A 17,672-nucleotide genomic window follows, 5' to 3' on the forward strand; every position below is an offset into this window, starting at 1 on the left:
CGACCGTGGGCGTCAGGCCTCGTCGTCGATCAGGTGCGCGAACGCCTCGAGGTTCTTCAGCGACTCCCCGCGGGAGACCCGCCAGGCCCACTCCCGTTGGATTGAGGTGCGAAAACCCAGCTCCAACAACGTGTTGAAGTCTCCGTCGACGGCCTCGAGCACCTGCCCGAGGATCCGGTCGATCTCGTCGGCCGTGACGGACTCCAGCGCGAGCAGTCCCACGAGGTAGATGTCGCCGACGTTGTCGAGGGTGTAGGCGACGCCGTAGAGCCTGCGGTTGCGCTTGAGCAGGAAGCGGTAGACCTCTTCGAAGTTCTCGTCGGGTCGTCGGCACACGAAAGCCTCGACGCGCACCGAGTGCTCGCCGATGCTCAGCAGGGTGTTGGTCTTGAGTCTGCGTTCGCCCGGCAGTTCGACGACCAGTGCCGGCAGCCCGCCGTGCGTGTCCGTGTGCAGGCTGTAGGTCAGCTCGCGCTCCCGCAGGGCCTCCTCGATGACCTGCTGGGCGTTCATGCCCGCACTCCCCGACGCCGGGACCAGCGCAGCCCCGTCCTCCGCGGCACCGCGAGCGAGTCACGGGTGGTCGCGCCCTCGTGCGTGCGCGCGTAGTCGGCGATCGCGTGGCGGTAGGCGCCCAGCAGCGAGTCGACGGTGTGGTCCCACGAGAACGTCGCGGCGTGCCGCACGGCGGCCGCGGCCATGGCGTCGCGGCGCGCGCGGTCCTGGCCCAACAGGTCGCCCAGCACGGCCGCCCAGTGGTCGGGGTCGTGGTCGGGCACCAGGGCCCCGGACTGCCCGTCGCGCACCGCGACGGGCAACCCGCCGACCGCGGCGGCCACCACGGGAGTGCCGCAGGCCTGGGCTTCGATGGCGACCAGGCCGAACGATTCGGAGTGGCTGGGGACGGCCACCAGGTCAGCGGCGCGGTAGACGTTGACCAGGTTGTCCCGCGACTGCGGCGGCAGGAAGGTCACGCGGTCACTGATGCCGAGATCGTCGGCCAGGCGCAGCAGCCCGTCGGGCGCCGCCAGTCCGCTGCCCGACGGCCCGCCGGCGATGACGACGCGCACCCCCGGAAGTTTGGCGGCGGCACGCAGCAGCACGTCAGGCGCCTTCAATGGCTGAATGCGGCCCACGAAGGCGATGGTGGGTTCGTCCGGAAGACCCAGAGCGCGGCGCGCGGCGTCGCGGTCACCCGGGGTGAACGTCGCCAGATCGACGCCGGGGTGCACGACGTCGATGCGCGCCGGGTCGGCGTGGTGCAGCGAAACCAGTTGGCGGGCCTCGTCGTCGGTGTTGACGATGAGGCGATCGGCCTCGTCGACGACCTGCTGCTCACCGACCGCGCGCAGTGCCGGTTCCGGGGCGTCGCCCTCGGCGAGGGCGGCGTTCTTCACCGCGGCCAGTGTGTGCGCTGTGTGAACCAGCGGGACGGCCCAGCGATCGCGGGCCAGCCAACCGACCTGACCCGACAGCCAGTAGTGCGAGTGAACGATGTCGTAGTACCCGGGTTCGTGTGTGGCCTCGGCCCGCAGCACACCCGCGGTGAACGCACACAACTGCGTGGGCAGATCGTATTTGTCGAGCCCTTCGAACGGCCCGGCGACGACATTGCGCACCGTCACGCCGGGCGCCACCTGGACCACCGGCTCGTCCGCCGACGACGTGGCCCGGGTGAAGATCTCCACCTCGACGCCACGCTGCCCGAGATGCAGTGCGGTCTGCAGAACGTAGACGTTCATCCCGCCGGCGTCGCCGGTGCCCGGTTGAGCCAACGGCGACGTATGGACCGACAAGACCGCGACACGCACCCCTCATGCTTACACCAGCGGCCGCAGGGACCGGGAAGCGCCTGGACGGGCGTGGTTCAGGCGGTGGCCCGCGGACGGCTCGCGCGGCGCAGCGCACCCAGCGGGTCGGCGTAGAGCGGACCGAGGGACACGACGCCGGCACCGGCCTCCTGCACGCGGTTGCCGAAGCCGGTCAACCGGATCTCCCGAGCCGGCAGCACCGATTTCGCCGCGAACGCCGACTCCACCAGCGGCAGCGCCTCGGCGTACTCGGTGAACGCCTGCCCGCCGACCACGAGCTCGTCGGGGTTGAGCAGATCACGCAGCAGCGCGACCGACTCGCCGAGCACCCGGGCGCGTTCCGCCAGAAGCTGCTGTGCGACCTCGCTGCCGCGGCGCGCCGCGGTGACCACCGCCGCGACGGTGGACACCTCCGACGTCAGGACTCCGTGCCTGCGGGCCGCCGAGACGACGGCCTCGTCGCTGACGGTCGACTCCAAAGAGCCTGTGCCACCGAGCAGTTCGGAGTTGGCCGGAAGGTTCGCGATGGTGCCCGGCCCGCTCGACGGGCTGTGCACACGGCCGTCGATCACCAAGGCGTAACCGACCGTCTCACGCGCGTACACATACAGGCTGGTGGCCGACTGACGGCGTCCGGTCAGCAGCAGTTCGGCGCCGGCCATCGCGTCGACGTGGGCCGCGACCGACACCGGCAGGCCGAGCGCGTCGGCCAGCACCGGGCCGACCGGCGCCTGGCTCCAGCCCAGCCGGGGGTGGTCGACGACGCCGCGTGCGCTGTCGACCGCCCCACCGATGGCCACGCCGACCCACAGAGTCTGACGGCGGTGCCAGCGGCTCAGGTAACGCTGCACGCTGCCGGCCAGGGTCGCCAGCGCCGTGGCCTGCGTACCGCGCGGGGTCGGCGTCTCGACCGTGTCGAGGGTGCGCCCGAACAGGTCGGTCGCCACGATGCTGGTGGTTCTGGCGCCGATGTGCACGCCGACGGTCAAGAACGGTTCGTGGTTGACCTCGACCGGAACGCGGGGCCGCCCGATCGCACCGGAGACCGCGAGGTCGGCGCGCTCACGCAGCAGACCCGCGTCAAGGAGCGCGGTGACCTGGCGGTTGACGGTCGCGATCGACAGCTTGGTGGCGCTGGCGATGGTGTCGCGGGCAACCGGGCCGCGCTGCCGGACCGCGGCGAAGACCGAGGCGGCGGCGCCGTCGGCGACCTTCAGCGCCGGGACGACGATCTGATGGCGCGAACGCAGCGGGTGGATGTGGGAGACGGCGGTGATGGTGTTGGTACGCACAGGGTTGTCCTTGGGTCCGATTCGGTTGGGGCACTGAGGGCCGCGTCAACCGACGGAGGGAAGGACTCGTCAGGCGCGGCAGGAACCGGGACAACAACACGACAGCACGCCACACGCGACAGCGTGCGGAGCACTCGTGCTTCCCATGTACCGCTTGGACACGTGGCGAATTTAGCACAGTCACTAGAGTTGTTCCGATGACGCACGCATCGAAGAGAACGGCAGTGGTCACCGGAGCCAGTTCGGGTATCGGCGAAGCGACCGCGAAAACACTTGCCTCCCTTGGTTTTCATGTCGTCGTCGCGGCACGCCGCGCGGATCGGATCGAACGCCTGGCCGCCGAGATCGGCGGCGAGGCCATCGTGACCGACGTCACAGATGACGTGTCTGTGGCCGCGTTGGCGCAGCGTCTGGACCGCGTCGACGTGCTGGTCAACAACGCCGGCGGCGCCAAGGGACTCGAATCCGTCGCCGACGCCGACCTTGACCATTGGCGGTGGATGTGGGAGACCAATGTGCTGGGCACGCTGCGTGTCACGCGCGCGCTGCTGGACAAGCTGGTGGCCTCCGGTGACGGCCTGATCGTCACTGTCACCTCGATCGCGGCGTTCGAGACCTATGACGGCGGTTCGGGCTACACCGCGGCCAAGCACGGCCAGGGCGCGCTGCACCGCACCCTGCGCGGCGAGCTGCTGGGAAAGCCGGTGCGGCTGACCGAGATTGCCCCGGGTGCGGTGGAGACCGAGTTCTCGCTGGTCCGGTTCGACGGCGACGAGCAGCGCGCCGACTCGGTGTATGCGGGCATCACCCCACTGGTGGCCGAGGACGTCGCCGAGGTGATCGGGTTCGTCGCGAGCCGGCCGTCGCACGTCAACCTCGATCAGATCGTGATCAGGCCGCGGGATCAGGCCCCGAACGGACGGTTCAACCGCCGGGTTCAGTAGTGCTGGTGGGCGTGCCGGACAGGGTCGGCGCGCCGCTGGGGGTGACCGGCGCGGTGCTCGGCAGCGAGGCCGGGCTGTCCTGGTCGCTCAGGGCCGACATCGCCGTCCACTCCGACCAGTCGACCGCCCAGTCCCAGATGTCCCCGTCGGCGTAGGACAGCTCGATTCGGGTGCCCGTCACCTCGACGGGGTCGCCGTAGAGCGCCGAGTGGAAGTACTGCTCGGCGTCCTCGAGCGACAGGTTGATGCACCCGTTGGTGACATTGCTGTTGCCCTGCGCACCCGAACTGGCCGGGTTGGCGTGGATGAACTCGCCGTTGTTGGAGATGCGCACCGCGAACCGCTCGCGAATGTTCGCGTAGCCGGCCGCCGGGTTGGTCATGTAGAAGTCCTCGTACTTCTCGGTGACCACGTGGACGCCGCTGCGGGTGACGTTGCGGTCCAGGTCGCCCTCGCCGTAGCTGCACGGGAAGTCCATGATCACGCCCTCGTCGGTGATCACCTGGATTCGGTGACTGGACGCTTCGGCCTTGACGACCTGCCGCCGCCCGATGGTGATGTCCAGCGTGGAATCGGCTGCGCCATAGGCTCCGTCGCCGAACGGCACGCCGTAGAGCTTGGCGTCCACATGCACCGTGGTGCCCGCCGGGTAGTAGTCCCTGGTCCGCCAGTGCACACGGGATCCCGCGGCCTCATCGGGAAGCCACGCCCAGCCGCCCTCCACGGGGGGTTCGGTCGTCACGGTCAGCGCACGCTCGACGGCCGCCCTGTCCTCGTCGGCGATGGCGGCGTCGAACTGCAGGATGATCGGTGCGGCCACGCCGACGGTCTGGCCGTCCGACAGCTGGAACTGCCCGCTGACGGTCTGGGTGGGCGACACCGTGGTGAAGCTGCCCTCGATGGGCACCGCGTTGCCGTCGGCGCCGACCGCCGAACCGGCCCACGTGTACTCGACGCCGTAGCCCAGCGGTTCGGTGGTCTCGAACATCGTGCGCTCGCGATCGAGCCGGCCCGCGACCACCCGGCCGTCGGGATTGGTCAGGCTGACCTTCTGCAGATGCCCGCCACTGACCTTCACGCTGACCCGATCGGTGGGCACGACGTCGGTGGCGCCCTTGGCGGGCGTGAACGACAGGTCGGCCGACGGCGGCGGCCCGCTGTCGGCCTGCGGCCCACCGGATCGGCCCGCACAGGCGGCCAGCACTCCGGGAGCCACCGCACCCAGCGCCAACGCGGCCAATGCCGTGCGCCGGGACAGCGGCGGGCCGTCGGCCGGGTCGCGGGGAGGTCTCACGTGAATCCAGGGTACGGACACGTCCGTGGGGCCCGGGAATCCAGCGGCTCAGATCACAGCGCCGACGATGACCGGTTCGGGTTCGAGGGTGATGCCGAACGCGTCACGCACGCCCATGCGGATACGCCGCGCCAGCGCCAGGATGTCGGCACTCGTCGCGTTCCCGCGGTTGGTCAGCGCCAGGGCGTGTTTGGTGGACAGCCGCGCGGGCTCGCCGGCCCCCGGGAAGCCTTTTCCGAAGCCGGCCGCCTCGACCAGCCACCCCGCGGCCAGTTTGACCTCGGCCCCGGCCGGGTAGTGCGGCACGGACCGACCGCGCGCCGAGAAATCGCGCTCGATGGCCTCGAACACCTCGCGGCTGACCACTGGATTGGTGAAGAACGAGCCGACGCTCCAGGTGTCGTGGTCGGTGGCGTCGAGCACCATGCCCTTGCCGCGGCGCAGCTTCAGCACGGCCTCGCGGACCGCGGACGCCTCGACGCGGTCACCGGCGTCGGCGCCGAGCGTCGTGGCCAACTCGCCGTAGCGCAGGGGGGCACTGCGGCCGCTGGGGTCCAGCGTGAACTCGACCTCGAGGACGCAGCGCGCACCCGCGGACTCGCCGTGCTTGAGCACACTGGTGCGGTACCCGAATCCCAGGTCGTCGCCGGTCACCCACGTCACCTCACCGCTGCGCCGGTCCAGCAGCTTGACCCGGCTGATCACCTGGGCCACCTCGGCGCCGTACGCGCCGACGTTCTGCACGGGCGTGGCGCCCGCGGACCCTGGGATCCCCGACAGGCATTCCAGCCCGCCCAGACCCGCCTCCAATGCCGTCACCACGACGTCGTCCCAGACCGCGCCCGCCTCGGCGCGGACCGTGTCCCCCTCGACGGTGATGTGGGTGTTGGCGATGCGCACCACGACCAGATCGTCGAGGTCATCGGAGAGGACGACGTTGGATCCGCCAGCGAGGACCAGTGGATTCTCGTCCCGCAGTTCGGTGAGCGCCGCGACCACCTGGTCGGTGCTGGTGCACGTGATGACGTGGCGCGCGACCGGCCCCACACGCAGCGTCGTCAGCGGCGCAAGTGGCACTCGATCAGCCACCGCGGCACCCGCGAACCGTGAACTCGCCACGGGCCGTAACGGTAGCGTCTGCGGCTATGGCCCGTTCATTCGACTTGGCGGCCGAGTACCCGGGCAGCGTCGCGGAGGTGCACTCGGCGTTGAGCGACAGGCAGTACTGGTTGTCCAGGCTCGCGGACTCCGGCGCGGATGACGCCGTCCTGGACGCCCTGACCGTCGGCGCCGCGGGGGGCCTGCGAGTCGCCACCACGCAGGTGCTGCGCGCCGACCGGCTGCCCGGCCTGGTGACCCAGCTGCACCGCGGGGACCTGAGGATCACCCGTCAGGAGGTGTGGTCCCCGGTGACCGGCGGGACGTCGACCGCCACGATCGCCGCGGCCATCCCGGGGGCGCCGGTGTCGGTGACCGGGAGCGGCCGGCTGCAGGGCACCGCGACGGGTTCGAAGGCGGATTTCCGGGTCGAGGTCGAGGTGAAGATTCCGCTGGTGGGCGGGAAGGTCGAAGGCTTCATCGGCACTCAACTGGTGGAGCTGCTCGTCAGTGAGCAGCGCTTCACCAGTTCCTGGATCGCACGCGACTAGACTCCAGCAACCATGAGTCGACGGATGGACTACACGGTCACCTTCGACGTTCCGGTCGAGCGGGTGTACGCGGATTTCACCAGCAGGACGTTCTGGGACAGCCTGATGGCGGCCTACGGATGGCTCACGCCGCAGTCCGAGGTCACCCACTTCTCCAGCAGCGATTCGGGCACCGACATCGTGTTCCGGCAACTGCTGCCGCGGTCCGAACTGCCCCCGATCGCCCGGTCGGTGATGCCGGTCGACATGGTGATCACCCGTGAACAGCACTTCGATCCGTTCGACGCGGCGCAGCGCCGAGTCACGGGCAGCTACCGGGCCACCGTGCCGCGCGGGCCGGGTCACTTCGGCGGCCAGTATCTGCTCACCGAGGGCGAGTCGGGCACGCAGATGCGGCTGGCCAGCGTCTGCAAGGTGAGCATCCCGCTGATCGGCGGCACACTCGAGCAGCTCATCCTGTCCAACATCACGATGCTCTTCGACGCCGAACGGCAGTTCATGGCGGACTGGGTCGCGCAGCGCTGACGCGGGAGGCCACCATCTCTTTCCGACCGATCGGGCAGCCGACCCGCGGTACCACGGGCCACAATCGCCTGCGGCGCGGCGACCGTTGGCTGGTGCAGTCCCCGCGGGTCGCCGCGGCGCTGACGGCCGTGCCCGACCCGCTCGTCGTCGACCTGGGGTTCGGTGCTCTGCCGGTGACCACGCTCGAACTGGCATCCCGCCTGCGCGCGGTGTACCCGGGGGTTCGAGTCGTGGGCCTCGAGATCGACCCCGACCGAGTCCGCGTCGCACGCGCCGTGGCCGATGATGACCGGGTGCGGTTCGCGGTCGGCGGCTTCGAGCTGGCGGGCCTGCGGCCGGTGTTGGTGCGCGCGTTCAACGTGCTGCGGCAGTATCCCGAGGGAGAGGTCGCCGGAGCCTGGTCGACGATGCAGGCCCGATTGTCCCCCGGCGGGTTGATTCTCGACGGGACGTGCGATGAGTTGGGCAGACGCGCGTGCTGGGTGCTGCTGGATCACGAGGGTCCGCTCAGCCTGACGCTGGCCTGCGACCCGGCACACATCGAGCGGCCGTCCGATCTGGCCGAGCGACTGCCGAAAGTGCTGATCCACCACAACGTTTCAGGCCAGCCCATCCATCGGCTGCTCACCGACGCCGACCGGTCCTGGGCCGCGGCCGCCGGGCATGGGGTGTTCGGGCCCCGCGCCCGATGGCGCGCGATGCTGACCGCGCTTCGCGACGACGGTCTGCCCGTCGAACCGCAGCGCCGGATGGGTCGTGACGCGGTGCTGACGGTGCCGTGGGGTGTAGTTGAGCCCGTTTAGCGCCGAGATCGACACCAGGGCTGTGTCAGCACGGATTCAACAGCCCTGAGGTCGATCTCGACGCAGGCCGGGCCTACACCGGTTCCGGCTCGCGCCGGTTCGCCACCGCGGGTGCCGTCTCCGCCGGGGCCCGGTCGAGCACGTCGTCGAGGTCCTGCGCCGTCCGGATGTCGAGTCCGCGCAGGGTCGCCGGCGGGGTTGCCAGCGCCACCGAGACGTAGGTGACGATCGCCACGGCGAACGCGATGAAGGTCGGCCATCCGTCGAACGACGGGCTCACGAGATCATTGGGGATGTACAGGATGGTGTTCTCGACGCCGTACATCGTGGGGGTGAGCGCGAACAGCGTCAGGCGGACCACGAGGCCGGCGATGATCGCCGTGACGGCGGCACGCGTCGTGCCGCGGCGCCACACCAACCCGAGGATGAACGGGACCGCCAGGCAGGCCAGCATCAGGTCGAACGCCAGAGTCAGCAGGATGCCGGTCTGCTTGACGTAGATCGCGAACGTGATCGCGAACAGCGTCATCGGCACCATCGCGATTCGGGTGGCCCGCAGCAGTGGATCACGTTGTCCCGCAACGTGAACGCGACGCACCCCGCCGAGGTTTCGGACACACACGTTGGAGATCGCCAGGATGGCGCCGTTGGCGGTGCTCATCGAGGCGCCGACGAGGCCGCACAGCACCAGGATCGTCAGGCCGATCGGGGCGTACTGGTCCAGCAGCACGAACAGCACGGGTCCGCCGAGTTCCTCGGGCAGGATCGAGTGCGCGGCGAGCACGACGAGTCCGAACGGCACGCAGATCGCGACGGTGCCCGCCGCGGCCGTGAAGCAGGCCTTACGGGCCGCTTCGGGGCTCTTGGCGGAGAAGACCCGCGCCATGAAGTCGATGGCCACGATGTCACCGATGCCCAGGGCGATCAGCGTCGCCCAGTTGATCACGGCCCCCTGCGCGGGATCTGACATCTGTCCCAGCGCGAACGGTCCGGTGCCCTCGGCGATGTCGAGGCCGTGGCTGGTGGCCATCCACACCAGCAGGCCGATCGCGCCGGCCAGGATCAGCGCCATCTGGATGATGGCGGTGTAGGCGTCGGCGATCAGGCCGCCGGTTCCGGTGTAGGCCACCGCGATTGCCGCGATCAGCACCACGCCGAGCCAATAGGGCATGCCCAGGAAGTAGTTGAACAGGAATCCGCCGGCGACCAGGTTGCCCGCCACCAGCATGCAGAACGCGACGGCCAGCAGGATCGACGCGCCCACCTCGACCGACCGGCCGAATCTCAGTCGGTAGTAGTCGGGGAACGAGGTCAGCCCCATCCGGTTCATCGGTTTGGCGAAGAACAGGCCCGTGATCAACAGGCACAGCGCCAGCCCCAGCGGCAGGCAGGCGCCGGCCCAGAACCCGAATTCGAAAGCCAGATCGGTGTTTCCGAGCGTGGCGTTGGTGTCGACCGCGGCGCCCATGAGGGCACCGCCGACGAGCCAGAACGGCAGCATTCGGCCGCCCACAAGGAAATTGGAACTGTCACCCTCGATGCGCTTCGAGACGAGGAAACCGACGGCGACGACGACCGCGATGCTCAACGCAACGCCCAACAGAATCATTTCGGCAAGAGCCTCCTGAACGAACCTGGAGTCTCCCGGGCTTTTCCCCCGCCGTGGAACGACTGGCGACGGTGCCGGTCGTCTGCGTCTCTCGGACCAGACCCGCGGATGCGGCGGAACCCTAGACGCGCCTCACGCATCGGCGTGAGTCGCTGCCCAGCCAAACCCGGAATCGTTACGGGGCTCGCCTCCGCGCGTTAACGGTGTGTTGCGGGATCCTCTCCGCGGTCACCACGGCGGGCGCCTCCCCAAGCCGGAAAACTTGACTACTGTCATTAGTTCATTTCGACATTTTATAAACTATCGATCGACCGTCTATTTGCAATTTATTGACTACAATGCGTTTTTGATCTTGATAGCGCCCATTGTTCAAACAGCAATAACGTGTTCTAGAACGGAGTCAGAACTCGATGGACGACACGGTGTCGCCGGATTCCGGCAGCACAGCCGCCGCTGAGCGGTCGAGCGGCCTCCCCGGACTCGACGAGGCCGAGCAACGCGCCTGGCAGCACTTCCTGGACTCGTCGACCCGAATGCTGGAGACGCTGGATCGCACCCTCAAACGGATGCACAAGCTGACCCTGACGGACGTCCTGCTCCTGGGCCTGTTGGCCGAGTCTGAGGGCGGCGCAGCCCGAATGAGCGACCTGGCCAATGAATTGGCGCTCATCCCCAGCCGGGTCACAGCACAGGTCAGTCGATTGGAATCGCTCGGATTGTTGAGCCGGCGCCCCTGCCCGGACGATCGGCGGTGCGTGCTCGCCCACATCAGCCAGCACGGAAGGGCACGCCTGGCGCTGGCGCATCGCACATACGCCCATGTCGTCCGGGCGTTGTATCTCAACCAGCTGACCCGGCAGCAGGTGACCGCATTGGGTCACAGTTGCCGCCGCCTCAGCGACGCACTGCGGGGTAACTCCCGCTAGGCGGGCTTCACCGAATACAGAGATCGGCCCCGCACTCAGACGCTGAGTGCGGGGCACCTTTCACTACGCCTTTCACTACGCCTTTCACTACGCCGATGGACGGCTTCACCGAAAACGGAGATCGGCCCCGCACTCAGACGAGGGGCGCTGAGTGCGGGGCCGAGTCAGTGATCAGGCAGTGTCAGCGATCAGGCCGCCGCGTCTGCCGTGTCAGCCTGGCTTCCGGCGTTGTCGCGCTTGGCCTGACGCTCCGCCTTGGCCGCGTCACGCTGGGCCTGACGCTCCGCCTTGGCCGCGTCGCGCTTGGCCTGACGCTCGGCCTTGACGGCGTCGCGGTCCGCCTTGGCGGCCTCACGCTGGGCCTGACGCTCCGCCTTGAGGTCCTTGGCCGGGGCCTCAGCCTCGCCGCCGCCGACCGAGCCGCTGTCCGAGCCGCCGACCGAACCGCTGTCGGACGAGCCCTCGCTGCTGCCCTCGCCGCTGCCGGCACCGAGCTCGTCGGCGTCCGCCGCGGGCGCCGGCGCTTCGACGTCACCGGCGGCAGGCTCGCTCGTGGCTCCCTCGGACTCCGTGGAGACGTTGACCGTGACCGCCGCCGTGGTGAGGTCCGGCACTCCGGCGACCTCGTCCACCGCGACCTTGGCCGCGAACGCAGCAGGAGGCTCCTCGGCCGGGGCCGGGTCCCAACCGATGGCGATCGCCAGATTCTCGCGAAGCAGCTGCAGGGTGGAGGCCAAGCCGCCACTGAGGCCATCGGTCGTGTTCAGCAGGCCCGGCGCGGGGATCTCGATGCCCATGAAGTTGATGACGCCGTACCCGTTGACGACCGCGTTGAACAGATCGGCCGGAACGTTGAGCACCGCGTTGATGGCGCGCATCGGATCCAGGGTGGTGATTCCCTCCCAGACCTCCTGCGCGGTGTGCGCCAGGGCGTTGATCGGCGAGATCAGCGCGCCGCCGAGGGCCAGCGACAGGTACAGCACCGTCACCGGGTCGATCAGCGTGTTGATGAAGGCCGCGGCGTTGTCGACCACGCTCATGCCGACCTCGAGGAAGGGCTGCAGGACCATCAGCGCACCGAGGCCCACACCCAGCAGCGGGTTCAGCAGTTCGGTGACGGCGCCCTCGATGTTGCCGTCGGCCAGGCTGGCCACCGCGGCCTGCAGCGCGGCCGGGACCGAGGCGATCCCGCCGACGATCTGTTCGGCCGCCACACCCAAGCCGGTGACGATGTGCTGCACGTTGCCGACGGCGTTCGCCAGGAGCTGCCCGGCGACCGGCGCCGGGGCGCTGGCCACATACGCGATGAGTTCCTCGACGTTGATCGCGGTGGCCTGGAAGACCTCGATCCACCGGTCGACGGGGTTGGTCGCCAGCGCGACGTTGGCGGAGATGGCGTTCAGCGACGGCACCTGGATGTCAGGCAGCGGCGGGGCCACGGGAGTCAGGGCGATCGCGCCGGCCCCGACGAGGGCGACCCCGGCGGTGAGATACGAGCGGGCTGAGACGTGCAAGGTGGTTCCTTTCGCAAGCAAGTGATCGAACGGGACGAAAGTTAACTGAGAGAAAGCTGAGAGGCCTGAGAAATTGACGAACTCGACAGCGACTCGTTGGGCGCGACGTCCGGCAAGCTATCCCACTGTCGGCTCATAATCACATACAGACGGCACTGAGACCGGGTTCACAGCAAACCGATCGGCAGGTTGTTGACCTTTCAAAGGGCAAACACACAAAGTGTAGGAATTGACACGTGTTCCAGTCAGAACCATCGGGCCGCAGGCTCCGTTTTCTCAGCTTCCCACCTGCATGAACGCACCGGTCGATGCTTCACATAGGTCAACAAAGTGAAACATGTGTCAATTCTGCAGGGCGGCCCTCTCGCCGGATCCCGCTAACCTGGCCGTATGCGCATCGCCCTCGCCCAGATCACCAGCGGCACCGACCCGGCCGCCAATCTCGCCACGGTGGTGGACTTCACTCGGCGCGCGGCCGACGACGCCGCCCGCCTGGTGGTGTTTCCCGAGGCGACGATGTGCCGCTTCGGCGTTCCGCTGACGTCGGTGGCCGAACCCGTCGACGGCCCCTGGGCCGATGGGGTGCGCCGCGTCGCCGAGGACTGCGGGCTGACCGTCGTCGTGGGAATGTACTGCCCGACCACCGACGGACGGGTCACCAACACGCTGCTGGCCGTCGGTCCCGACGTGGACGCGCACTACGACAAGATCCACCTGTACGACGCCTTCGGCTTCCGCGAGTCCAGCACCGTCGCACCGGGATTCGACCCCGTGACGATCTCGGTCGACGACGTCACGGTGGGACTCACCACGTGCTACGACATCAGGTTCCCGCAGTTGTATCTGGAGTTGGCCGACCGCGGAGCCCAGGTGATGACGGTGAGTGCGTCGTGGGGCGCCGGGCCGGGGAAACTCGACCAGTGGACGCTGCTCACACGGGCGCGCGCGGTCGACACCGGGAGCTTCGTCATCGCCGTCGATCAGGCCTATCCCGGTGACGAGATCGCCGCCAGCGGCCCCACCGGCGTCGGCGGCAGCGCCGCGGTGGGCCCGTTCGGCCAGGTGCTCGCGTCGGCGGGCGCAGATCCCGAACTCATCGTGTGCGATGTGGACGTCGACGCCGCAGGTCAGGCCCGGGAAACGCTGGGCGTGCTGACCAACCGGTCAGACTTCACGGCGCGGGATAAGGCAGAATCGCGCAGGTGACGAATCCGCCACAGGGTGAGGACCCCTCGATGTGGTCCCGCCCCACCCAGGCCAACCCTGCACAGCCCATCGGCGCCACCGAGCGCATTGAGCGGGTCCCCGGCGCCGAGGCCCGGCCGACCGAGCGCATCGCGCGCCCAGACGCCGTCGACCCCGCCACCGCTCACATCCCGCGCCAGGACGCACCGCCGCCACCCGCCCCCGGCGCCGTGCCTCCCCCGGAGGAACCCCGGAAGGGCGGCGCCCTGGGCCGGCTGTTCAAGGACCCGCTGTCGATCGTGCTGGTGCTGGTGATCGTGGTGGCTCTGGTCATCGCGGGTGTGCTGGGCGGAGAACTGTATGCCCGCAACCGCGCGGACTCGATCGTCTCCAAGATCGTGTCGTGCGTGGTGCAGGACAAGGCCACGGCGTCGTTCGGCGTGGTGCCGCCGTTCCTGTGGCAGCACGCCAACAAGCACTACACCAACCTCTCGATCAAGACCGAGGGCAACCAGGTCCGCGATGCCAAGGGCATGAAGCTCGACATCGACATCAGCGACATCCGGCTGTCCGACAACCCGGACACCGGTGGCGGCACCGTCGGCTCAATGGTGGCCCGGATCGACTGGTCCGCCGACGGCATCAAGCAGTCCGTGCAGAACGCCATCCCGCTGTTCGGCGGGTTCATCTCCAATGTCACCACCGATCCGAGCGCGGGCACGCTGACCCTGGATGCGGGCCTGGGCAGCGTCACGGTCAGACCGGACGTGGTCGACGGCGGATTCGCCATGGAGGTCGTCAACGTCAGCGGCCTGGGCTTCACGCTGCCGCGGGAGACCGTGCAGCCCGCGCTGGACATGTTCACCGGTGAGCTGACCAAGAACTACCCGATGGACATCCACGCCGACAGCGTGGAGGTCACCGACAGCGGCATCGTCGCCCAACTCTCGTCGCAGAACTCGACCATTCCGCCGGGCACCGAGGATCCCTGCTTCTCGGCACTGTAGACGCCGGGCTGTACCTGCAGGAGTTCACGACGCCGGGACGTGGAACCATTCCCTCGTGTCGCAGCAACCGTCACGGCAGGTCCTGCCGATCGCCGATATCGTCCGCCCGGGGTACACCCCCTACGACGCCAAGGATCCCGATTCCCGGTTTGCGCCGCTGCAACCGCTGCGTCCGCCCCAGGGCGCACCGAACGTCCTTCTCGTTCTGATCGACGATGCGGGATACGGGGCGTCCAGCGCGTTCGGCGGCCCCTGCAACACCCCGACCCTCGAGCGGCTTGCGGCCAACGGCCTGCGCTACACGAAGTTCCACACCACGGCGTTGTGCTCGCCCACGCGCGCGTCACTGCTGACCGGACGCAACCATCATTCGGTGAACATGGGCGCCATCACCGAGATCGCCACCTCCGCCCCCGGCATGACCTCGGCACGGCCCAACACCTGCGCGACCCTGCCGGAGATCCTCAAACTCAACGGGTACTCCACCGCCCAGATCGGCAAGTGTCACGAGGTGCCGGTGTGGGAGACCAGCCCGATGGGCCCGTTCGACCACTGGCCGACCCCGGGCGGCGGCTTCGAGTACTTCTTCGGGTTCATCGGCGGCGAGACCGACCAGTACCACCCGTCGCTGTATGAGAACACCACGCCGGTCGAGCCGTCGGGCACCCCGGAGCAGGGCTACACCCTCAACGAGGAGCTGGCCGACAAAGCCATCGATTACCTGCGCCGGCGCGCCGCACTCACACCCGACCGGCCGTTCTTCATGTACTACGCGCCCGGCGCCACGCACGCCCCGCACCATGTTCCGCCCGAGTGGGCCGACCGCTACCGGGGGGTGTTCGACGACGGCTGGGACGCGCTGCGCGAACGGATCCTGGCCCGCCAGATCGAGCTGGGCACCATCCCGGAGGGCACCGAGCTGACCGAACGCAGTGCGGGCCTGCCCGCCTGGGATGAGATGGACGACGCGCTCAAACCGGCGCTGGTCCGCCAGGCGGAGGTCTATGCCGGGTTCATGGAGCAGACCGATCACCACATCGGCCGGATCGTCGACGAGATCGAGGCGCAGGGCCTGCTCGACGACACCATGATCATCCTGATCTGGGGCGACAACGGCGCCAGCGCCGAGGGGACACTGCAGGGTTCACTCAACGAGATGATCACGCTCAACGGCATGCCCGAACTCGAGACGCCCGAAATGATCATCGCGGCGAAGGACCGGTTCGGCCTGCCCGGGACCGCGAATCACTATGCGGCGTCCTGGGCGCATGCGATGAACACCCCGTTCCAGTGGACCAAGCAGGTGGCGTCGCACTTCGGTGGGACCCGCAACCCGATGGTGATCCACTGGCCCGCGCGCATCAAGGGCAGCGGCGTACGCCCGCAGTTCGGACACGTCAACGACATCGCGGCCACCGTGCTGGAGGCGGCCGGCCTGCCGGAGCCGGTCTCGGTCAACGGCGTGCAGCAGCGCCCGTTCGAGGGCACCAGCCTGTGCTACACCTTCGACGAACCCGACGCACAGGAGCGTCACGACATCCAGTACTTCGAGATGCTGGGCAACCGTGGCATCTATCACAAGGGCTGGACCGCGGTGACCAAGCACCGAACCCCCTGGGAGACCGGCGATGTCGACCTGCCCGCCTTCGATAAGGACCGCTGGGAGCTCTACGACACCACCACCGACTGGAGCCAGGCCCGTGATCTGGCCGCCGAGCTGCCGGAGAAACTTGCCCAGCTGCAACGACTTTGGCTGATCGAGGCGGTCAAGTACAACGCCGTCCCGATCGACGACCGCGCCGCCGTCCGCGGCATCGCGGAGGCGGCGGGGCGGCCCGAACTCACCATCGGCACCAGCCAGCGGATGTATCCGGGCATGAGCTTCGCCGAGGCCACCACCGTCAGCACGAAGAACCGGTCGTTCGCGATCACCGCGCCGCTCACAGTGCCCGACGGCGGCGCGAACGGGGTGATCATCGCACTGGGGGGCCACACCGGCGGTTGGTCGCTGTACGTGCACGACGGACGACTGACGTTCTGCTACAACTTCCTGACTCTGGACACCGCAATCGTCCGAAGTTCCGAGCGCCTGCCCGCAGGTCAGCACGAGGTGCGGATGGAGTTCGCCTACGACGGCGGCGGTGTCGGCCGCGGCGGGACCGCCACCCTGTTCGTCGACGGCACCGAGGTCGGGTCCGGGCGCGTGGAACGCACTGTCCCCGCGGCCTTTTCGGCCAGCGAGACCTGCGCGGTGGGCCGTGACCCCGGTTCTCCGGTGTCAGAGGAGTACCGCGCGGGCGACAACCGCTTCACCGGCGGCATCGAATGGGTGCAGATCGACGCCGGCGACATCGACCCCGACCACCGCGCCCGGCAGCGCGCGCAGCAGATACGGGTGGCGTTCGGAACGCAGTAGCCGCGGGCGTCAGCCGAGGCCGTCGAGCACGGCGCGGGTGCCGGACAACCCCAGCCGGGTGGCGCCCGCGTCGAGCATCGCGACGGCGTCGGCGGCGTTGCGAATCCCGCCACTGGCCTTCACGCCCAGGCCCGCGGTCCGCACGGCGTCGGCCATGATCTCGATCGCGGCCACGGAGGCTCCGCCACAGGGGTGGAAGCCCGTCGAGGTCTTGACGAAGTCGGCGCCCGCGTCCACCGCGGCCCGGCACGCGAGAGTCAGCGTCTCGGGGCCGGCAAGGCTCAGCAGGGCGGCCGATTCGACGATCACCTTGAGCACCGCATCCGGCGTCGCCGCCCGCACCGCCGCGATGTCGGCGGCAACGCGGTTGAACTCCCCCGCGACAGCGGCGCCGACGTCGATCACCATGTCGACCTCCCGGGCGCCGTCCTGGATCGCCAGGGCGGCTTCGCGGGCCTTGATCTCAGGCGCGTGTTTACCGGACGGGAACCCCGCGACCGTCGCGACGGCGACGGAGGCGCCCGTCAGCGCCGTCACTGCCGTCGGCACCAGGGGCGGTGACACACACACCGCGAAGACGCCCAACTCGACAGCCTCGGCGGCCAGCGCCCGGACGTCGTCCCGGGTGGCCTCGGGTTTGAGCAGGGTGTGATCGACCAGGCCGGCGACGCGGCTTCGGGTCCACTCAGTCATCGAT

The 17,672-nt window shown here is 69.0% G+C and carries 16 protein-coding genes and 1 riboswitch; of the genes, 8 read left to right on the top strand and 8 right to left on the bottom strand.

All coding sequences use genetic code 11. From position 1 onward, the window contains the following. Positions 1-12: 12 nt before the first annotated feature. The 3 genes from A5727_RS03000 to A5727_RS03010 are packed head-to-tail and all read right to left on the bottom strand — an operon-like array spanning position 13 to position 3,070. Positions 13-513, bottom strand: a complete 501-nt coding sequence (locus tag A5727_RS03000; RefSeq protein WP_068244220.1) for a type III secretion system chaperone family protein — start codon at positions 511-513, stop codon at positions 13-15. Then, positions 510-1,811 (bottom strand): D-inositol-3-phosphate glycosyltransferase, encoded by a 1,302-nt coding sequence (mshA, locus tag A5727_RS03005; protein WP_068244223.1) that lies wholly within the window; start codon positions 1,809-1,811, stop codon positions 510-512. The genes A5727_RS03000 and mshA overlap by 4 nt, the downstream gene beginning before the upstream one ends. A gap of 56 nt (positions 1,812-1,867) precedes the next feature. After that, entirely contained in the window at positions 1,868-3,070 is a 1,203-nt protein-coding gene (locus A5727_RS03010) for an ROK family protein (RefSeq protein WP_502687648.1), read from the bottom strand. Positions 3,071-3,300: 230 nt separating this feature from the next. Between A5727_RS03010 and A5727_RS03015 the strand changes: the two genes are divergently transcribed. Next, positions 3,301-4,047 (top strand): SDR family NAD(P)-dependent oxidoreductase, encoded by a 747-nt coding sequence (locus A5727_RS03015; protein WP_068244230.1) that lies wholly within the window; start codon positions 3,301-3,303, stop codon positions 4,045-4,047. On the opposite strand, the gene A5727_RS03020 is transcribed toward A5727_RS03015, so the two are convergent. Both A5727_RS03020 and A5727_RS03025 read right to left on the bottom strand, forming a co-directional pair. After that, positions 4,028-5,341, bottom strand: coding sequence for a L,D-transpeptidase (locus A5727_RS03020; RefSeq protein WP_068244233.1), 1,314 nt, complete (start codon positions 5,339-5,341; stop codon positions 4,028-4,030). The two genes, A5727_RS03015 and A5727_RS03020, sit on opposite strands and share 20 nt — an antisense overlap. A gap of 48 nt (positions 5,342-5,389) precedes the next feature. After that, positions 5,390-6,460 carry a UDP-N-acetylmuramate dehydrogenase gene (locus A5727_RS03025; RefSeq protein ID WP_068244236.1) on the bottom strand — a complete coding sequence of 357 codons (1,071 nt, stop codon included), beginning with the start codon at positions 6,458-6,460 and terminating at the stop codon, positions 5,390-5,392. Positions 6,461-6,486: 26 nt separating this feature from the next. On the opposite strand from A5727_RS03025, the gene A5727_RS03030 reads away from it, so the two are divergent. The 3 genes from A5727_RS03030 to A5727_RS03040 are packed head-to-tail and all read left to right on the top strand — an operon-like array spanning position 6,487 to position 8,318. Continuing rightward, positions 6,487-6,990, top strand: a complete 504-nt coding sequence (locus A5727_RS03030) for a DUF2505 domain-containing protein (RefSeq protein ID WP_068244238.1) — start codon at positions 6,487-6,489, stop codon at positions 6,988-6,990. A 12-nt stretch (positions 6,991-7,002) separates the two neighbouring features. Then, on the top strand, positions 7,003-7,515 hold the full coding sequence (locus A5727_RS03035) for a DUF2505 domain-containing protein (RefSeq protein WP_197507569.1): 513 nt from the start codon (positions 7,003-7,005) through the stop codon (positions 7,513-7,515). A 29-nt stretch (positions 7,516-7,544) separates the two neighbouring features. Then, on the top strand, positions 7,545-8,318 hold the full coding sequence (locus A5727_RS03040; protein WP_068244244.1) for a class I SAM-dependent methyltransferase: 774 nt from the start codon (positions 7,545-7,547) through the stop codon (positions 8,316-8,318). Between the two features lie 73 nt (positions 8,319-8,391). On the opposite strand, the gene A5727_RS03045 is transcribed toward A5727_RS03040, so the two are convergent. Continuing rightward, positions 8,392-9,927, bottom strand: coding sequence for a high affinity choline transporter 1 (locus tag A5727_RS03045; RefSeq protein ID WP_068244247.1), 1,536 nt, complete (start codon positions 9,925-9,927; stop codon positions 8,392-8,394). A gap of 30 nt (positions 9,928-9,957) precedes the next feature. Continuing rightward, positions 9,958-10,063, bottom strand: a riboswitch (guanidine-I (ykkC/yxkD leader). A gap of 274 nt (positions 10,064-10,337) precedes the next feature. Between A5727_RS03045 and A5727_RS03050 the strand changes: the two genes are divergently transcribed. Further along, positions 10,338-10,853, top strand: a complete 516-nt coding sequence (locus tag A5727_RS03050) for a MarR family winged helix-turn-helix transcriptional regulator (protein WP_068244250.1) — start codon at positions 10,338-10,340, stop codon at positions 10,851-10,853. 188 nt (positions 10,854-11,041) lie between these two features. Here A5727_RS03050 and A5727_RS03055 read toward each other — a convergent pair whose 3' ends face one another. Then, positions 11,042-12,367, bottom strand: coding sequence for a hypothetical protein (locus tag A5727_RS03055; protein WP_068244254.1), 1,326 nt, complete (start codon positions 12,365-12,367; stop codon positions 11,042-11,044). A gap of 390 nt (positions 12,368-12,757) precedes the next feature. Here A5727_RS03055 and A5727_RS03060 point away from each other — a divergent pair, with 390 nt between their 5' ends. From A5727_RS03060 to A5727_RS03070, 3 genes are read left to right on the top strand one after another with little or no spacing between them, the layout of a single operon-like run. After that, positions 12,758-13,573 (top strand): carbon-nitrogen hydrolase family protein, encoded by an 816-nt coding sequence (locus A5727_RS03060; protein WP_068244257.1) that lies wholly within the window; start codon positions 12,758-12,760, stop codon positions 13,571-13,573. After that, the gene (locus A5727_RS03065; RefSeq protein WP_231991934.1) at positions 13,570-14,559 is read left to right on the top strand and encodes an LmeA family phospholipid-binding protein; all 990 of its coding nucleotides are present in this window, start codon (positions 13,570-13,572) and stop codon (positions 14,557-14,559) included. The genes A5727_RS03060 and A5727_RS03065 overlap by 4 nt, the downstream gene beginning before the upstream one ends. Positions 14,560-14,614: 55 nt before the next feature. Continuing rightward, positions 14,615-16,975, top strand: coding sequence for an arylsulfatase (locus A5727_RS03070; protein ID WP_068244259.1), 2,361 nt, complete (start codon positions 14,615-14,617; stop codon positions 16,973-16,975). A gap of 9 nt (positions 16,976-16,984) precedes the next feature. Here A5727_RS03070 and deoC read toward each other — a convergent pair whose 3' ends face one another. Continuing rightward, positions 16,985-17,668 (bottom strand): deoxyribose-phosphate aldolase, encoded by a 684-nt coding sequence (gene deoC / locus A5727_RS03075; protein ID WP_068244262.1) that lies wholly within the window; start codon positions 17,666-17,668, stop codon positions 16,985-16,987. Positions 17,669-17,672 lie beyond the last annotated feature (4 nt).

It is taken from the genome of Mycobacterium sp. ACS4331, from assembly GCF_001667265.1.
In the GTDB taxonomy this organism is placed as follows: Bacteria; Actinomycetota; Actinomycetes; order Mycobacteriales; family Mycobacteriaceae; genus Mycobacterium.

Coding starts and splice junctions, on each gene's coding strand:
- A5727_RS03030 (WP_068244238.1), top strand. CDS start 6,487: ATGGCCCGTTCATTCGACTTGGCGGCCGAGTACCCGGGCAGCGTCGCG.
- A5727_RS03035 (WP_197507569.1), top strand. CDS start 7,003: ATGAGTCGACGGATGGACTACACGGTCACCTTCGACGTTCCGGTCGAG.
- A5727_RS03000 (WP_068244220.1), bottom strand. CDS start 513: ATGAACGCCCAGCAGGTCATCGAGGAGGCCCTGCGGGAGCGCGAGCTG.
- A5727_RS03045 (WP_068244247.1), bottom strand. CDS start 9,927: ATGATTCTGTTGGGCGTTGCGTTGAGCATCGCGGTCGTCGTCGCCGTC.
- A5727_RS03015 (WP_068244230.1), top strand. CDS start 3,301: ATGACGCACGCATCGAAGAGAACGGCAGTGGTCACCGGAGCCAGTTCG.
- A5727_RS03050 (WP_068244250.1), top strand. CDS start 10,338: ATGGACGACACGGTGTCGCCGGATTCCGGCAGCACAGCCGCCGCTGAG.
- A5727_RS03060 (WP_068244257.1), top strand. CDS start 12,758: ATGCGCATCGCCCTCGCCCAGATCACCAGCGGCACCGACCCGGCCGCC.
- deoC (WP_068244262.1), bottom strand. CDS start 17,668: ATGACTGAGTGGACCCGAAGCCGCGTCGCCGGCCTGGTCGATCACACC.